Source organism: Streptomyces sp. NPDC090798 (assembly GCF_044768965.1).
Lineage (GTDB): Bacteria > Actinomycetota > Actinomycetes > Streptomycetales > Streptomycetaceae > Streptomyces.
Map to the genome: position 1 here is coordinate 150,402 of NZ_JBIVXA010000019.1, position 15,488 is coordinate 165,889.

9 protein-coding genes and 3 tRNA genes are annotated in these 15,488 nt (G+C 70.1%); 6 read left to right on the plus strand and 6 right to left on the minus strand.

The features are described 5' to 3' along the window. Positions 1-23: 23 nt before the first annotated feature. The 6 genes from hrpA to ACIQTP_RS33955 all read right to left on the minus strand — a co-directional run bounded on the left by hrpA (position 24) and on the right by ACIQTP_RS33955 (position 6,735). Positions 24-4,004 (minus strand): ATP-dependent RNA helicase HrpA, encoded by a 3,981-nt coding sequence (gene hrpA, locus ACIQTP_RS33930; protein WP_403407225.1) that lies wholly within the window; start codon positions 4,002-4,004, stop codon positions 24-26. 247 nt (positions 4,005-4,251) lie between these two features. Continuing rightward, a complete protein-coding gene (locus tag ACIQTP_RS33935; RefSeq protein WP_403407227.1) occupies positions 4,252-4,623 on the minus strand; it encodes a hypothetical protein in 372 nt (123 codons plus the stop codon). 146 nt (positions 4,624-4,769) lie between these two features. After that, positions 4,770-4,843: transfer RNA gene (locus ACIQTP_RS33940), tRNA-Phe, on the minus strand. Between the two features lie 24 nt (positions 4,844-4,867). Further along, positions 4,868-4,942: transfer RNA gene (locus ACIQTP_RS33945), tRNA-Asp, on the minus strand. A 47-nt stretch (positions 4,943-4,989) separates the two neighbouring features. Next, a tRNA-Glu gene (locus ACIQTP_RS33950) sits at positions 4,990-5,062 on the minus strand. 80 nt (positions 5,063-5,142) lie between these two features. Next, positions 5,143-6,735, minus strand: a complete 1,593-nt coding sequence (locus ACIQTP_RS33955) for a metallophosphoesterase (protein WP_403407229.1) — start codon at positions 6,733-6,735, stop codon at positions 5,143-5,145. A gap of 94 nt (positions 6,736-6,829) precedes the next feature. On the opposite strand from ACIQTP_RS33955, the gene ACIQTP_RS33960 reads away from it, so the two are divergent. The 6 genes from ACIQTP_RS33960 (at position 6,830) to ACIQTP_RS33985 (ending at position 15,428) form a co-directional block, all read left to right on the plus strand. Continuing rightward, complete coding sequence (locus ACIQTP_RS33960) at positions 6,830-7,180, plus strand: metallopeptidase family protein (RefSeq protein WP_067377126.1); 351 nt, start codon at positions 6,830-6,832, stop codon at positions 7,178-7,180. 170 nt (positions 7,181-7,350) lie between these two features. Further along, positions 7,351-7,872: a hypothetical protein gene (locus ACIQTP_RS33965; protein ID WP_403407231.1), complete on the plus strand. Its 522-nt coding sequence runs from the start codon at positions 7,351-7,353 to the stop codon at positions 7,870-7,872. A 357-nt stretch (positions 7,873-8,229) separates the two neighbouring features. After that, positions 8,230-10,488 (plus strand): DEAD/DEAH box helicase, encoded by a 2,259-nt coding sequence (locus tag ACIQTP_RS33970; RefSeq protein ID WP_403407233.1) that lies wholly within the window; start codon positions 8,230-8,232, stop codon positions 10,486-10,488. Positions 10,489-10,720: 232 nt separating this feature from the next. After that, the gene (locus ACIQTP_RS33975) at positions 10,721-11,029 is read left to right on the plus strand and encodes a hypothetical protein (RefSeq protein WP_403407235.1); all 309 of its coding nucleotides are present in this window, start codon (positions 10,721-10,723) and stop codon (positions 11,027-11,029) included. A gap of 90 nt (positions 11,030-11,119) precedes the next feature. Then, positions 11,120-13,834: an FG-GAP-like repeat-containing protein gene (locus ACIQTP_RS33980; protein ID WP_403407237.1), complete on the plus strand. Its 2,715-nt coding sequence runs from the start codon at positions 11,120-11,122 to the stop codon at positions 13,832-13,834. 58 nt (positions 13,835-13,892) lie between these two features. Continuing rightward, positions 13,893-15,428: an amino acid permease gene (locus ACIQTP_RS33985; RefSeq protein ID WP_403407239.1), complete on the plus strand. Its 1,536-nt coding sequence runs from the start codon at positions 13,893-13,895 to the stop codon at positions 15,426-15,428. Positions 15,429-15,488 lie beyond the last annotated feature (60 nt).

Here is a 15,488-nt window from a genome sequence, read left to right on the forward strand (position 1 = left end):
ACTCACCCACCGTGCAGGTCCCGTTACGGCACCGCCGCGTCGATCGCCTTCACGATGCGCTTGTCGGAAACCGGGTACGCCGTGCCGAGCGCGTGGGCGAAATAGCTGACCCGGAGCTCCTCGATCATCCAGCGGATGTCCAGGACCTGCCGCGGGACCGGCCGGCCCTGTGGCAGCTGCTCCAGGAGCCACGCGTACTCGTCCTGCATCTCGTGGACCTTCTCCATGCGGGTGGTGTCCCGCTGGACGCCGGTCGGCATCTGCTGCAGGCGGCGGTCGGCGGCGACCAGATAGCGCATCAGGTCCGGGAGCCGGCGCAGGCCGGTCGCCGTGACGAAGCCGGGCTTCACCAGGGCGTTCAGCTGCGTCCGTACGTCCGTGAGGTTCGCCAGCAGGGTGGGGCTGCTGGTGGCCTTCAGACGGCGCTCACAGGCCTGCCAGGCGGCGAGGACCTGCTGTACCTGACCCACCGTCCGGACCGTCGTGTCGACGATCTCGGCGCGCACCTTGTCATACAGCTTCCGGTACGACTCCTCGTCCCACGCCGGGCCCCCGAAGTCGCCGATCAGCTTGTCCGCCGCCGCCGTCGCACAGTCGTCGAACAGGGCCTGCACGGAGCCGTGCGGGTTGGCGGACAGGGCGAGCTTCTGGGCGTTGGTGAGCTTGTCCGAGGCGAACTTGGCCGGGTTCACCGGGATGTTGCGCAGGATCAGCCGCCGGGTGCCCTTCCACATGGCCTGCGCCTGCTCGGCCTCCGTGTCGAAGAGACGTACGGAGACGGTGTTCGCCGTCGGGCCGTCGTCGACCAGGGCCGGGTACGCCTTCACCGGCTGGCCGGCCCGGCGTGTCTCGAAGACGCGCGTCAGCGTGCCGATCGTCCAGTCCGTGAGGCCCGTACGTTCCAGGGACTCGCCGCCCTCGCGCTCCGCCGTCGCCGCCGCGGCCTGCGAGATCGCCTTGCGCGCCTTCGGCTTCAGCTGGAGCTGGAGGGTCTCGAGGTCCTTGTCCTCGGCCAGCTTGCGGCGCCGCTCGTCGACGATCCGGAAGGTGACCTTCAGGTGGTCGGGGACGCGGGACCAGTCGAAGTCGTCGGCCGTGACCGGTACGCCGACCATCCGCTTGAGCTCGCGGGCCAGGGTCGTCGGCAGGGGCTCCTGAAGGGGCACGGCCTGGTCGAGGAACCGCTTCGCGAAGTTCGGAGCGGGGACGTAGTTGCGGCGGATGGGCTTGGGGAGGGAACGGATGAGTTCGGTGACCACTTCCTCGCGCAGGCCCGGGATCTGCCAGTCGAAGCCGTCGTCCGTCACCTGGTTCAGGACCTGGAGCGGGATGTGCACCGTGACGCCGTCGGCGTCCGCGCCCGGCTCGAACTGGTAGGTCACCCGGAACTTCAGGCGGTCCTGGCGCCACGAGTCGGGGTAGTCGTCCTTGCTGACGTCACCGGCTCGTTCGTTGATGAGCATCGAGCGCTCGAAGTCGAGGAGCTCGGGCTCGTCATGGCGCTTGTGCTTCCACCAGGAGTCGAAGTGCGCGCCGGACACGACGTGGGCCGGCACCCGCTGGTCGTAGAAGTCGAACAGCGTCTCGTCGTCGACCAGGATGTCCCGGCGGCGGGCACGGTGCTCCAGCTCCTCGACCTCGGTCAGGAGCTTGCGGTTGTCGGCGAAGAACTTGTGGTGCGTGCGCCAGTCGCCCTCCACCAGGGCGTTGCGGATGAAGAGGTCACGGCTCGTCTCGGGGTCGATACGACCGTAGTTGACCTTGCGTTGGGCGACGATCGGGACGCCGTAGAGGGTGACCTTCTCGTACGCCATCACGGCCGCCTGGTCCTTCTCCCAGTGCGGCTCGCTGTAGGTGCGCTTGAGGAGGTGTTCCGCCAGGGGTTCGACCCACTCGGGCTCGATCCTGGCGTTCACCCGGGCCCAGAGACGGGAGGTCTCCACCAGCTCGGCCGACATCACGAAACGCGGGGGCTTCTTGAAGAGGGCCGAGCCCGGGAAGATCGCGAACTTGGCGTTGCGGGCACCGAGGTACTCGTTCTTGCCCGTGCCGCGCCCGCCGCTCTCGCCCCCGGTCTCCTTCACGTCCTTCATGCCGACGTGCGAGAGCAGACCGGCGAGGAGGGAGACATGGACGCTCTGTTCCGCCGCGTCGTCCTCGTTGAGGTGGATGCCCATCTGCTTGGCGACCGTGCGCAGCTGGGTGTAGATGTCCTGCCACTCGCGGATGCGCAGGAAGTTCAGGTACTCCTGCTTGCACATGCGGCGGAAGGCCGACGAGCCTCGCTCCTTCTGTTGTTCGCGGACGTAACGCCAGAGGTTGAGGAAGGCGAGGAAGTCACTCGTCTCGTCCCTGAAGCGGGCGTGCTGCTGGTCCGCCTGCGTCTGCTTGTCGGCGGGGCGCTCGCGCGGGTCCTGGATGGAGAGCGCCGCGGCGATCACCATGACCTCGCGCGCACAGCCGTTCTTGTCGGCCTCCAGGACCATGCGGGCCAGCCGGGGGTCGACGGGGAGCTGGGCGAGCTTGCGGCCGGTGTCCGTGAGGCGCTTGCGTACGTCCTTTTCGGACGGGTCGAGTGCGTTCAGTTCCTGGAGGAGCTGGACGCCGTCTCGGATGTTGCGGTGGTCCGGCGGGTCGATGAAGGGGAACTTCTCGATGTCGCCGAGGCCGGCCGCCGTCATCTGGAGGATGACGCTCGCCAGGTTCGTACGGAGGATCTCCGCGTCCGTGAACTCCGGGCGGGTGTTGAAGTCGTCCTCGGAGTACAGACGGATGCAGATGCCGTCCGACGTACGGCCGCAGCGGCCCTTGCGCTGGTTGGCGCTGGCCTGCGAGACCGGCTCGATGGGCAGGCGCTGGACCTTGGTGCGGTGGCTGTATCTGGAGATACGGGCGTTGCCCGGGTCGATGACGTACTTGATGCCCGGGACGGTGAGCGAGGTCTCGGCGACGTTGGTCGCCAGAACGATCCTGCGGCCGGTGTGGGGCTGGAAGACGCGGTGCTGCTCCGCGTGGGAGAGGCGGGCGTAGAGGGGGAGGACCTCGGTGAAGCGGTACTGCTTCTTGGTGAGGGCGTCCGCCGTGTCGCGGATCTCGCGTTCGCCGGAGAGGAAGACGAGGATGTCGCCCTTGCCTTCGGCCTGCAGTTCCTCGACCGCGTCCGTGATCGCGGTGATCTGGTCGCGGTCGGCGTCGTCGCCGTCCTCTTCGAGGAGCGGGCGGTAGCGGACCTCCACGGGGTACGTACGGCCGCTGACCTCGACGATCGGGGCGTCGCCGAAGTGGCGGGAGAAGCGCTCCGGGTCGATCGTGGCCGACGTGATGACGATCTTCAGGTCCGGGCGCTTGGGGAGCAGCTGGGCGAGGTAGCCGAGCAGGAAGTCGATGTTGAGGGAGCGCTCGTGGGCCTCGTCGATGATGATCGTGTCGTACGCGCGCAGCTCGCGGTCCGTCTGGATCTCGGCGAGCAGGATGCCGTCCGTCATGAGCTTGACGAAGGTGCCGTCCGGGTTCACCTGGTCGGTGAAGCGGACCTTCCAGCCGACGGCCTCGCCGAGGGGGGAGTCCAGCTCCTCGGCTACGCGCTCGGCGACCGTGCGGGCGGCGATGCGGCGGGGCTGGGTGTGGCCGATCATGCCGCGGACGCCGCGGCCCAGTTCGAGACAGATCTTGGGGATCTGCGTGGTCTTTCCGGAGCCGGTCTCACCTGCGACGATGACGACCTGGTGGTCGCGTATGGCGTCGGCGATGTCGGACTTCTTCTGGCTGACCGGGAGCTGCTCGGGGTAGGTGACGGCGGGCACGCGGGTGCGGCGCTCGGCCATGCGGGCCTCGGCCTTGGTGACCTCAGCGTCGATCTCGGCGAGCACGGCGGCGCGGGCTTCGGGCTTGCGGATCCGGCGCGCGCCCTCGAGCCTGCGGCCGAGCCGGTGCGCGTCGCGCAGGGACAGCTCGGCAAGGCGGGGGGCGAGGTCGCCGAGGACGGGGGCAGGATGCGTAGACATACGCCGTCCAGGATCTCACCTCGCCGAAATTACTGGCGAGTGCTTTATCTCGGGCCCTGGTGCGCCTGCGGTTCGGTGGTGGGGCGCCTGGTGCCGGTGGTGGGGCGGGGCCGTGCCGGTACGTCGAGCCCGTCGCCGCTGGATGAGGCGTGGGCCGGGCAAGGGAGCCGCTGCTCGATCCGAACGTAAGCGACGGGCTTGCGACGTACCGGCACGGCCCCTCGCGTCGCATGGCGGCCGCGGGTGGTCAGGGGGTGCGGGGGGCCGGAGGTGTGGGGGGCGGCGTCTCGCTCAGGGGTGTGGGGGTCGGCGTCCCGGTCGGTGGTGTTGGTGTCTCGGAGGGTGTCGGGGTGCGGTGGGGGGCGCCCTGGGCCATCGCCTGGGCGGTGTTGGAGACGGCCTTGATGCCCAAGTAGGCCGTGGTCATGGTGCTGACCGAGGTGAAGGCCGCGGTCAGCACGCCGATGATCACCGACTTGTCGCTGCCCAGGCGCCATACGCCGGCGATCGCGACGGCGACGATCGCGAAGTTGCTCAGGACGACCGCCGTCAGCCCGTACAGGGCCCGGTACCGCTCCAGGTCGAGCTCCCGTATCGGCTTCGCCCTGTCCTTGCCCACCACCACTGGTCCCCCTTGCCTCACCACACGACGTCGGTCAGCCAGAACGTAGTGTCCTGCCCGGGGCATGCCAAGTTCGGCTCGCCGGGGCATCGGGGGAGGTACGGCGAAGGCCCCGTCCGTATTGGACGGGGCCTTCGTTGTTGTGGCTGGGGCCGGGGTCGAACCGGCGACCTATCGCTTTTCAGGCGATCGCTCGTACCAACTGAGCTACCCAGCCACGAGGTTTCATGTGAAACCTCAGCGGTCCTGACGGGATTTGAACCCGCGGCCTCCACCTTGACAGGGTGGCGAGCACTCCAAACTGCTCCACAGGACCAAGCTGTTGCGTGCGACGCGTAAAACAGTGTCGCACACGGTGTTGCGTGCCCCCAACGGGATTCGAACCCGTGCTACCGCCTTGAAAGGGCGGCGTCCTAGGCCGCTAGACGATGAGGGCTATCGGCCCGCCTGGGCGCTTCTCAGCGCGTCGGGGACGTGAGAAGCATATGGGATGGCGGGAGGTATCGCCAAAACGGTTTACGGGGTGGTCGTGGGGGTGGTCGGGGAGGGGGAGGAGGACTGGGGCGCGCCGGGTTGGTTCTCCTTCGGGAGGTGGCGGCTGACCTCCGCCGTCGTCAGGCCCAGGCCGCCCAGTTTGATCTCGTCCCAGGCCTGGAGGCGGCGGGTGTCGCGGTCGACGTAGAGGACCGACGCCTCGATGGGGTCCGGGTACTTGCCCTCGATCGCGCGCAGGCCGCTGCCGCCCGTCGAGCCCTCGACGCGCAGGCGGGTTCCGTACTTCATGACCTCCGTCTGTTCGTGGTGGATGTGACCGGCCAGGACGAGGGGCACCTCGCCGTCCGTCCCGCGGGCCGCCGACGGCTCGTGGGCGATGGCGATGTCGACGGGGGTGCCTGCCGTGCGCTGGTCGCGCAGGGCGGAGGCCAGGCGGGCGCCGGCCAGATCCTCCGCCGCGTCGCCGCCCGGGACGACCGAGCGGTCGGGGGTGAACTGGGGGTCGCCGATGCCGGCGAAGCGCAGGCCCGCGACCGTGATCGCGCGGCCGTCGTCCAGGACGTGCACGTTCTTCAGGCGTTCCAGGTAGCGCTGGGTGACGAGGCTGTCGTGGTTGCCGCGCACCCAGACGTAGGGCGCGCCCAGGTCGGGGATGGGGTCCAGGAAGCCGTTCTCGGCCGACGTTCCGTGGTCCATGGTGTCGCCGGAGTCGACGATCACGTTGATCGCGTACTGCTTCACCAGTGACGCGATGATCTTCCAGCTCGCGGGGTTGAGATGGATGTCGGAGACGTGCAGGACCCGGATCGTGGACGGGTCCGGTTCGTACGTCGGGAGCGTGGAGGTGACGTCGTACAGCTTCGTCACGTTCGTCACCAGACGGGCCAACTCCTCCTGGTAGACGTTGAATTCACTGACGATGCTGCGGGCGTTGCCGACGAGGGAGGGGGCGGAGGAGAGCAGTCCGGAGAACCTCGGTTCCAGCACCGAATTCGGGTTCCAGGTGGCGAAGGCCGTGGCGCCGGAGGCGGTGAGCAGGGTCAGGGCCAGGCCGCCGGCGGCCAGGGCGCGGCGCGGGCGGCGGTAGACCGCGAGGCCGAGGGCCGTGGCGCCCGACACGACCGCGACGCAGGACCGTACGGCCAGGTCGAGCGTGCCGTGCTCGACGTCGTGCGCCACCTCGTCCTGCAGGCCCGAGAGCCGCTCGGGGTGGTCGACCAGGGCCTGCGCGCGGACCGGGTCCAGCTGGTCGACGTTCACGTCGAGGCGGACCGGGGCGATGTGGCTGTTCAGCTCCAGGGCACCGAGCGGGGAGACGTTGATCTTGGTGCCGCCGGTGACCGAGGGGCGCAGGGTCATCGTGGTGTTCATGGGGCCGACCGGGACGCGCACATTGCCCACGATCAGCAGGCCCAGCCAGGCGCCGAGGAGGACGACCGCCATCAGGCCGAGCGCCCGCGTGTACGGGTTCGGCTGCTGGACGAGTTCCTCGGTGACGGGGCGGAAGCGGCGGGTGCGGCGGAAGTGGCGCGAGCGGAGGGTGTGGCGCTTGCGGGTCAGGGCGGTGGTGACGGCGGATATGGCGGTGGTGACGGCAGCGGGGGCGCGGACCATTGGTCCCGTATGCCCAAGTGCGGGGGTGGGTATGCGGGGCGTACGGGGTTGTCGTCGACTCTCCTGCGAGGCGGTCGTACCGGACAATGGCCCTGTGCTGGAGATGACGCGCGAGGAGTTCGAGGAACTGGTCGCCGAGGCGCTGGACCGGATTCCGCCGGAGCTGACGCGGTTGATGGACAACGTGGCGGTGTTCGTCGAGGACGAGCCCGACCCCGCCGATCCCGAGCTGCTCGGGCTCTACGAGGGAACTCCCCTGACCGATCGCGGGGAGTGGTACGCGGGGGTGCTGCCGGATCGGATCACGATCTACCGGGGGCCGACCCTGCGGATGTGCGAGACACGGGAGGACGTGGTCGCGGAGACCGAGGTCACCGTGGTGCACGAGATCGCGCATCACTTCGGGATCGATGACGAACGGCTGCATGCGCTCGGCTACGGATGAGTGAGCGGGGAGTGGGTGACGGGGGCTGACGCTCCCTGGGGCTCGGGACGTGTGTCATGTTCCCGCGTGTCCTCTTGTGGGCGGCGGGAGTTGGGCAGGGGGACTCCCCGATCCATCCCCAGGCTCTCGGCCCGCCGAGCAGGGGAGACCCCCTCCGGAGGTGGCTGCCCGTGCGCGCCTTGTACGTACCCGTCCGTCTGGCCGCCACGGTCATCGTCGTCGCGTCCGCCGCCGGCTGTATGAGCGTGGGTGACGACGCGGGCCGGCCCGGGCCCGCGCACTCGGCGGGGCGGCACGGCGGCCAGGGGCCCGACGGGGGGTCCGCGGAGGGCGGGGGCGGTGGCGGGTTCCACGGGGGGACGGGGGTGAGGGGCGGCGCCTCCGCCAAGCCCGGTGAGTCGGCCTCCGGGTCGGCGTCCCCGTCCGCGTCGGTCTCCGGCGGTGCGAAGCCGTCCACCAGGGCGACGGGCAAGGGGGACGGCAAGGGGCAGCCGGAGCAGCCCCCGCCGTCGAACGGGGCGCCGAGTCCCACGCACGCCACGTCCGATCCGACACCGCCGCCCCCTCCCCCGCCACCGCCCGTGTCGCCGACGCCCGATCCGACCACGGCGGAGCCCTCGTCCTCGGCGCATGAGCAGACCACGCAGCTGGTGGATCGGGAGCCGGCACCGCGAGCGGGCCAACCGGCGTAAGCGGGGTGTTGGAGGGGCTGCGGGGCGGGGGAAGGGCCGACAAGTGGAGGGGTGGCGGAAAAGTCGGAGGAGGGGGCGGGAATACGCTCGGCCACCGCTGGTGTTGGAACCCCTGCCAGCAGACGTAAGACCTCCCGTACGTGCCTGACCTGCTCCTTTGGGGGTCAGTTTGCCTTTAGGGGTAGGGGGTGCGTATGGTGGTAGATCGTTTGATCCCATTTGCCCGGCGCCAACGCAGAGAGCGCCGCGTGTGGCGCGTACTCTCCCTTGCCGTGGCCGGACCGCATAGAGGCGGTCGATTGCGACTTCACGGAGTTTGGGCGCGTGCCGAAGAACTCCGGAAGGTTCGCATTTCGCATGTCTGTTTCCAGTACTGATCACGTCGTCGTGCCCGAGAACAACGAGAACGACAACAACGAGGGCATCCAGGCCGCCGTCGAGACCGTGGAGACGGTCGAGACCGTCGAGGCCGCCCCCGAGATCACCTTCGCCTCCCTCGGCCTCCCCGAGGGCGTCGTCCGCAAGCTCGCCCAGAACGGTGTGACCACCCCGTTCCCGATCCAGGCCGCGACCATCCCGGACGCCCTGGCCGGCAAGGACATCCTCGGCCGTGGCCGCACCGGCTCCGGCAAGACCCTCTCCTTCGGTCTGCCGACCCTGGCGCAGCTCGCCGGCGGTCACACCGACAAGAAGAAGCCGCGCGCCGTCATCCTCACGCCGACCCGTGAGCTGGCCATGCAGGTCGCCGACGCGCTGCAGCCCTACGGCGACGTCCTCGGCCTGAAGATGAAGGTCGTCTGCGGCGGTACGTCGATGGGCAACCAGATCTACGCCCTGGAGCGCGGCGTCGACGTCCTCGTCGCCACCCCGGGCCGCCTGCGCGACATCATCAACCGTGGCGCCTGCTCGCTGGAGAACGTCCAGGTGGCCGTTCTCGACGAGGCCGACCAGATGTCCGACCTGGGCTTCCTGCCCGAGGTCACCGAGCTGTTCGACCAGATCCCGGCCGGCGGCCAGCGGATGCTGTTCTCGGCCACCATGGAGAACGAGATCTCCACGCTGGTCAAGCGCTACCTGACCAACCCGGTCACGCACGAGGTCGACAGCGCCCAGGGCAACGTCACGACGATGTCCCACCACATCCTCATCGTGAAGCCCAAGGACAAGGCGCCGGTCACCGCCGCGATCGCCTCCCGCAAGGGCCGCACGATCATCTTCGTCCGCACCCAGCTGGGCGCCGACCGTATCGCCGAGCAGCTGCGTGACGCCGGTGTGAAGGCCGACGCGCTGCACGGCGGCATGACCCAGGGCGCCCGTACGCGGACGCTGGCCGACTTCAAGGACGGTTACGTCAACGCGCTCGTCGCGACCGACGTCGCCGCCCGCGGTATCCACGTCGACGGCATCGACCTCGTCCTGAACGTGGACCCGGCCGGTGACCACAAGGACTACCTGCACCGCTCCGGCCGTACGGCCCGCGCGGGCCGCAGCGGCACCGTGGTGTCCCTCTCCCTGCCGCACCAGCGTCGTCAGATCTTCCGGCTGATGGAGGACGCGGGCGTCGACGCCGCGCGTCACATCATCAACTCCGGTACGGCCTTCGAGCCCGAGGTCGCCGAGATCACCGGCGCCCGGTCGATGACCGAGGTCCAGGCTCAGTCGGCCGGCGACGCCGCGCAGCAGGCCGAGCGTGAGGTCTCGCAGCTCACCAAGGAGCTGGAGCGCGCGCAGCGTCGTGCGGTCGAGCTGCGTGGGGAGGCCGACCGTCTGGTGGCCCGTGCCGCGCGCGAGCGGGGCGAGGACCCGGAGGCGGCGGTCGTCGCGGCCGCGGAGGCCCTGGCGGAGCAGGCGGTGGCCGAGGCCCCGGCCGAGACGCCGGCCGTGTCCGAGCAGCCCGCCGCCGAGCGTTCGTCCTACGAGCCGCGTCAGCGCCGTGACGAGCGGGGCAACTACGAGCGCCGCGACAACGACCGCGGTGACCGTGGTGGTTCCGGCTTCCGTCGGGACAACGACCGTCGTGACGACCGTGGTGGTCGTTCCTTCGAGCGTCGTGACGACCGCGGTGGCTCTGGCTTCCGTCGGGACAACGACCGTCGTGACGACCGTGGTGGTCGTTCCTTCGAGCGTCGTGACGACCGAGGTGGCTCTGGCTTCCGTCGGGACAACGACCGTCGTGACGACCGTGGTGGTCGTTCCTTCGAGCGTCGTGACGACCGAGGTGGTTCCGGCTTCCGCCGTGACAACGACCGTCGTGACGACCGTGGCGGCTTCGACCGTGACCGTCGGGACGGCGACCGTGGTGGTCGTTCCTTCGAGCGTCGTGACGACCGCGGTGGCTCCGGCTTCCGCCGTGACAACGACCGTGGCACCGGCACCGGCACCGGCGCCGGCGCCGGCCGTTCCTTCGAGCGTCGCGACGACCGTGGCGGCCACCGTGGCAGCGACCGTCCCTTCAACCGCGACCGCCAGGACAACCGTCCCTCCAGCGGCTTCCGCTCCGGCAGCCACGACCGCCCGTACGGCCGTCGCGACGACCACCGCGGCACCGGCACGGGCACCGGCACCGGTTCCTTCGGCCGCCGCGACGAGAAGCCCCGCTGGAAGCGCAACGGCTGACGTCCGCTGACGTCCGCGAGTGCTGACTGAACGCCGTGGCCCCCACCGATCCGGTGGGGGCCACGGCGTTTTCCATGCCCGCGACTGTGTCCCGAGCCGTTCGAAAAGACGTTCCCGGAGGCTGTGAACTCGCTGTAGGATCAGCCGACTTCTGAGGCGGACGCGACGGCCGGGGGGCCGGGGGCATCGAGAAGAGGTGCGCGTCCCGTCTCGTTCTTCGGGGAGGGTCTTCTTGACTCGTCATGCCTTCGTGCGCCTGCGCCTCGTCGCCGCCTCCGCGGTGCTGGCGGCCGGACTGAGCCCGTTGCTGCCGTCGCCGACGGCGGTCGCGGACGTGCCGCAGGAGACGGTGGTGCCGGCGACGCTGCGCTCCACCTACCCCGCCGCCGAGCTCTACAGCGGGTCGTCGTCCAGCGGCCACGACGGCGCGGGGCAGCAGGGCGTCTTCCACACGCTGGAGGGGTCCGGGCTGGTCTGGACGCGGTACGCGGACGGGACGTCCGTGCCCGTGACGCGGCCGACGGACATCATGGGCGCCTGAGGGACCGGCGGCGATGTCCTCGCGTACCGTTATCCGGGAGACCGGGTCGACCTGTGGAACGCGGTCGACGGGACCACCCGCACCCTCCATGTGCCCTCGGGCCTGGGGCTGCTCACCGTGTTCAGCGACCTGGCGGTCGCCTACCGGGGCGTGACGGACGAGAAGGGCCTGACCTGGCGGGAGATGCACCTGTTGCTCCCGGAGGCCGACGGCACCACGCGTGACGTGCCGGTCAGCGGAGTGCCCGCGGGAGTGAACCTCGGGGCGCCCGTGGGCGGGGACGCCGACGGGCTGCTGTTCCAGGGCTCGAAGGACGGGCATTACCTGTCGCTCATGGTCGACCGGCACACGGGGCAGGTGCGGGACTGGACTCCGCTGCGCTCCAAGGTCTACCTCAGGGCTCAGGTCACCGCCGAGCACGTGGTCCTGTTCAACACCGGCCAGACCGCCGTGCAGGTGTTCTCCCGCTCCGATCTGTCGGCGGCCCCGACCGAGGTCCCGCTGTCGGGCAGCGGCGTGAACCCCGTGCAGGACCTCGCCGTGGTCGGCGACTGGCTGGTCCGCCGCTCCGGCGGCAGTACGGTGGTGACCGCCCAACCCATAACGGGCGGTCCCACGGTCACCCTGATGCCCTCGTCGGGTGCCTACTTCTCCGCCGTCTCCGACGGCACCGCCGTCCTGATGGGCCGCACCACTGCCGACGACTGGGGCGTCCAGCGCATCCAGCAGGGCCCCGACGGCAGCCCGGTCGTCCGTCGGATCAAGGCGCTGTCCAAGCCGCCGTTGCCGATTCAGGGGCTGTCGCTGAACCAGGGACGGCTCGTCGTCGCCGACTACGGCAGCGGCGACGGCACCCAGGGCGACCGCACCAGCCGCATCCGGACCGTCACCGCGGCCGGGAGCCCCACGTTCGGCGCCGCCTCCCGGTTCCTCAGTACGGACTACCTCATCGGCAACTGCCCGGCCGACGACGCCGGTTGCGCCGCCTTCCACGGCCTGGGCGACGGGCAGGTCGCCTGGGTGAACCGCGACAGCGCGGGAGGATCCGCGTCCGACCGGATCAAGGTCGGCGGGCAGGGGCCGTACGACGGCGACACCATCGACGTGCCCGCCGGCGGGCGGATCACCGACGCCTCGGGCCACTACATCCTCTACACCACGGCCGGCCGGCAGTACGTGTACCGGCTGCGCTCCGCCCCGAGCCCGTACCTCACCCGCACCCCTGGCGCCGCCGCCCTCTCCGGCGACACCCTGTGGACCGCCGGGACGACCCCCGGCAGCGTCGTGCCGTACAACCTGACCACGAACAAGAGCGCCGCCCCGGTCACCACCGACGCCGGCTGCACCCCCACCGAACTCCAGGCGCTGGGCCGCTGGCTGTACTGGGCGTGCGACGGCCGGGCGGGCGTCTACGACCGTACGGCGGGCAGGTCCGTGCCCGTGCCGGCGGACGAGGCGAAGCTCGGCGACGGGTACGTCGTCACACACGACAAGCAGGACGGGAAGCTGGTCCTCACGACGGTCGCGGCCGGCACGCCCGCGAGCCGGGTGATCGGCGAACTGCCGGACACCGGGGTCTCGCAGCGGGACGTGCGCTGGACCGTCGACCAGTCCGGCGCGAACGCCGCCTACGTCGATGCCCAGGAGCGCGTGCACCTCGTCCCGTCCGGTGTGCCGCAGCAGCCGCTGCGCCCGCTGGAGGGGGCGCGGGCCGCGCGGGAGGTCTACGCGGACGAGAAGCATCCGGATCTGGTCTCCCTCACGAGCGTGCTGCTGTCGAAGCCCGCCGCGAGCTGGAGGCTGACCGTGCGCGACAAGGCGACCGGCAAGGTCGTCGACACCCGGGACGGCGGCGCGGTGCGCGGCGAGCTGAAGGTCGGCTGGCACGGCGCCACCAGCACCGGGAAGTACCTGCCCAACGGCTGGTACGACTGGACGCTCTCGGTCGTGCCCGCGGACGGCGTCGGCGCGCCGCTGGAGGTGCGCGGCACGGTCCAGCTCCTGCGCGGCAGCGCGGTGCGCCACGACTACGTGGGCGGCCCCGTGGTGGAGTACCCGGACGGCACCGGCGACCTGCTCACCCTCACCTCCTCGGGCACGCTGACGTTCCAGCAGGGCACGGGCAAGGGCACGTTCTCCAAGAAGGTCAGCGGCAGCGGCTGGCCGGCCGGTATCACGGCGGTGCCCTTCGGCGACCTGAACAAGGACCGCTGCAACGATGTCCTGGTACGCCTCGCGAGCGGGGCCCTGCGCCTGTACAAGCCGGCCTGCCACACCGCGCTGAAGCCGTCGACGCCGTACACGACACTCGAGTCCGGCGGCTGGAACCAGTACGACGTCCTGACCTCGCCCGGCGACGTGACGAAGGACGGTCTGCCGGACCTGATCGCCCGCGACGCCGCGACCGGCACGGTGTACCTCTACAAGGGCACGAGCACGGGCAAGCTGTCCGCGCGCGTGAAGCTGTACGCCGACTGGAAGACGTACAAGAAGGTCATCGGCGTCGGTGACCTGAACGGCGACGGCATCGGTGACCTGCTCGCCCAGGACAGGACCAACACCCTGTACCGCTACTACGGCACCGGCAAGGGGTCGTTCGGCGGCCGGACGAAGGTGTTCGCGGGCTGGGGCGGGTCGTACAACGTCGTCGTCGGCGCCGGGGACATCACGGGCGACGGCAAGGCGGATCTGGTCGCGCGGGACACCGCGGGCAATCTGTACCGTCAGAACGGCACCGGCAAGGGGTCGTTCGCGGCGCGGGTGAGGATCGGGAGCGGCTGGCAGGGCTACAAGGGCCTTTTCTAGCCAACCCGACGTCTTGATCGGTGCATGTCGATCCCCCGGCGAGGGAATCGCTGGGGGCATGACAAATGACGCCAAGGCGAGCGGGCTGTCGGACGAAGAACGGCTTGCCCAGCTCGGCTACACGCAGGTTCTCGCCCGCCGCATGTCGGCGTTCTCCAACTACGCGGTCTCGTTCACGATCATCTCGGTTCTTTCGGGGTGTCTGACGCTGTATCTGTTCGGCATGAACACCGGCGGCCCCGCCGTGATCACCTGGGGGTGGGTCGCGGTCGGACTGATGACGCTGTTCGTCGGGCTGTCGATGGCCGAGATCTGTTCGGCCTATCCGACCTCGGCGGGGCTGTACTTCTGGGCCCATCGGCTGGCGCCGGCGAGGTCGGCCGCCGCCTGGGCCTGGTTCACGGGGTGGTTCAACGTCCTCGGGCAGGTCGCGGTGACCGCCGGGATCGACTTCGGCGCGGCGTCCTTCCTGGGCGCGTACCTGAACCTGCAGTTCGACTTCACGATCACGCCGGGCCGTACGATCCTGCTCTTCGCCGGGATCCTCGTCCTGCACGGGCTGCTGAACACCTTCGGGGTCCGGATCGTCGCCCTCCTCAACGACATCAGCGTGTGGTGGCACGTGCTGGGCGTCGGGGTGATCGTGGGCGCGCTGGCCTTCGTGCCGGACCGCCATCAGTCGGCGTCCTTCGTGTTCACGCACTTCGTGAACAACACGGGCTGGGGCAGCGGCGTGTACGTCGTCCTCGTCGGCCTGCTGATGGCGCAGTACACCTTCACCGGGTACGACGCCTCCGCCCATATGACCGAGGAGACGCACGACGCGTCGACGGCGGGCCCGAAGGGCATCGTGCAGTCGATCTGGACCTCGTGGATAGCCGGATTCGTGCTGCTGCTCGGCTTCACCTTCGCCATCCAGTCGTACGACAAGGAGCTGGGCTCGGCGACGGGCGCGCCGCCGGCGCAGATCCTGCTCGACGCGCTGGGGGCGACGGCGGGCAAGCTCCTGCTCCTGGTCGTGATCGGCGCGCAGCTCTTCTGCGGGATGGCGTCCGTCACCGCCAACAGCCGCATGATCTACGCGTTTTCGCGCGACGGGGCGTTGCCGTTCTCCCGGGTCTGGCACACCGTGAGCCCCCGCACGCGCACGCCGGTCGCGGCGGTGTGGCTGGCGGCACTGGGTGCGCTCGTGCTGGGGCTGCCGTACCTGATCAATGTGACGGCGTACGCGGCCGTGACGTCGATCGCCGTGATCGGGCTCTACATCGCGTACGTCATCCCGACGCTGCTGCGGCTGCGCAAGGGGGAGGCGTTCGAGCGGGGTCCGTGGCACCTGGGCCGCTGGTCGCGCGCGATCGGCGTGGTCTCGGTCGCCTGGGTCGTCGTGATCACGGTCCTGTTCATGCTGCCGCAGGTCTCGCCGGTCACCTGGGAGACCTTCAACTACGCCCCGGTCGCGGTCCTCGTCGTCCTCGGCTTCGCCGCGACCTGGTGGCTGGCGTCGGCCCGCCACTGGTTCCTCAACCCCGACCACGCCCGCACGCTCGCCCGTGTGGCGGCGCGCAAGGACGCGCCCGAACCGGTTGATCCGTAGGGCTGTTCGCTGTTGGCGTGGCCGGGACACCGATACCCGATCGGAGTCCCGGCCACGTCC

Coding starts and splice junctions, on each gene's coding strand:
- ACIQTP_RS33955 (WP_403407229.1), bottom strand. CDS start 6,735: ATGGTCCGCGCCCCCGCTGCCGTCACCACCGCCATATCCGCCGTCACC.
- ACIQTP_RS33985 (WP_403407239.1), top strand. CDS start 13,893: ATGACAAATGACGCCAAGGCGAGCGGGCTGTCGGACGAAGAACGGCTT.
- hrpA (WP_403407225.1), bottom strand. CDS start 4,004: ATGTCTACGCATCCTGCCCCCGTCCTCGGCGACCTCGCCCCCCGCCTT.
- ACIQTP_RS33970 (WP_403407233.1), top strand. CDS start 8,230: ATGTCTGTTTCCAGTACTGATCACGTCGTCGTGCCCGAGAACAACGAG.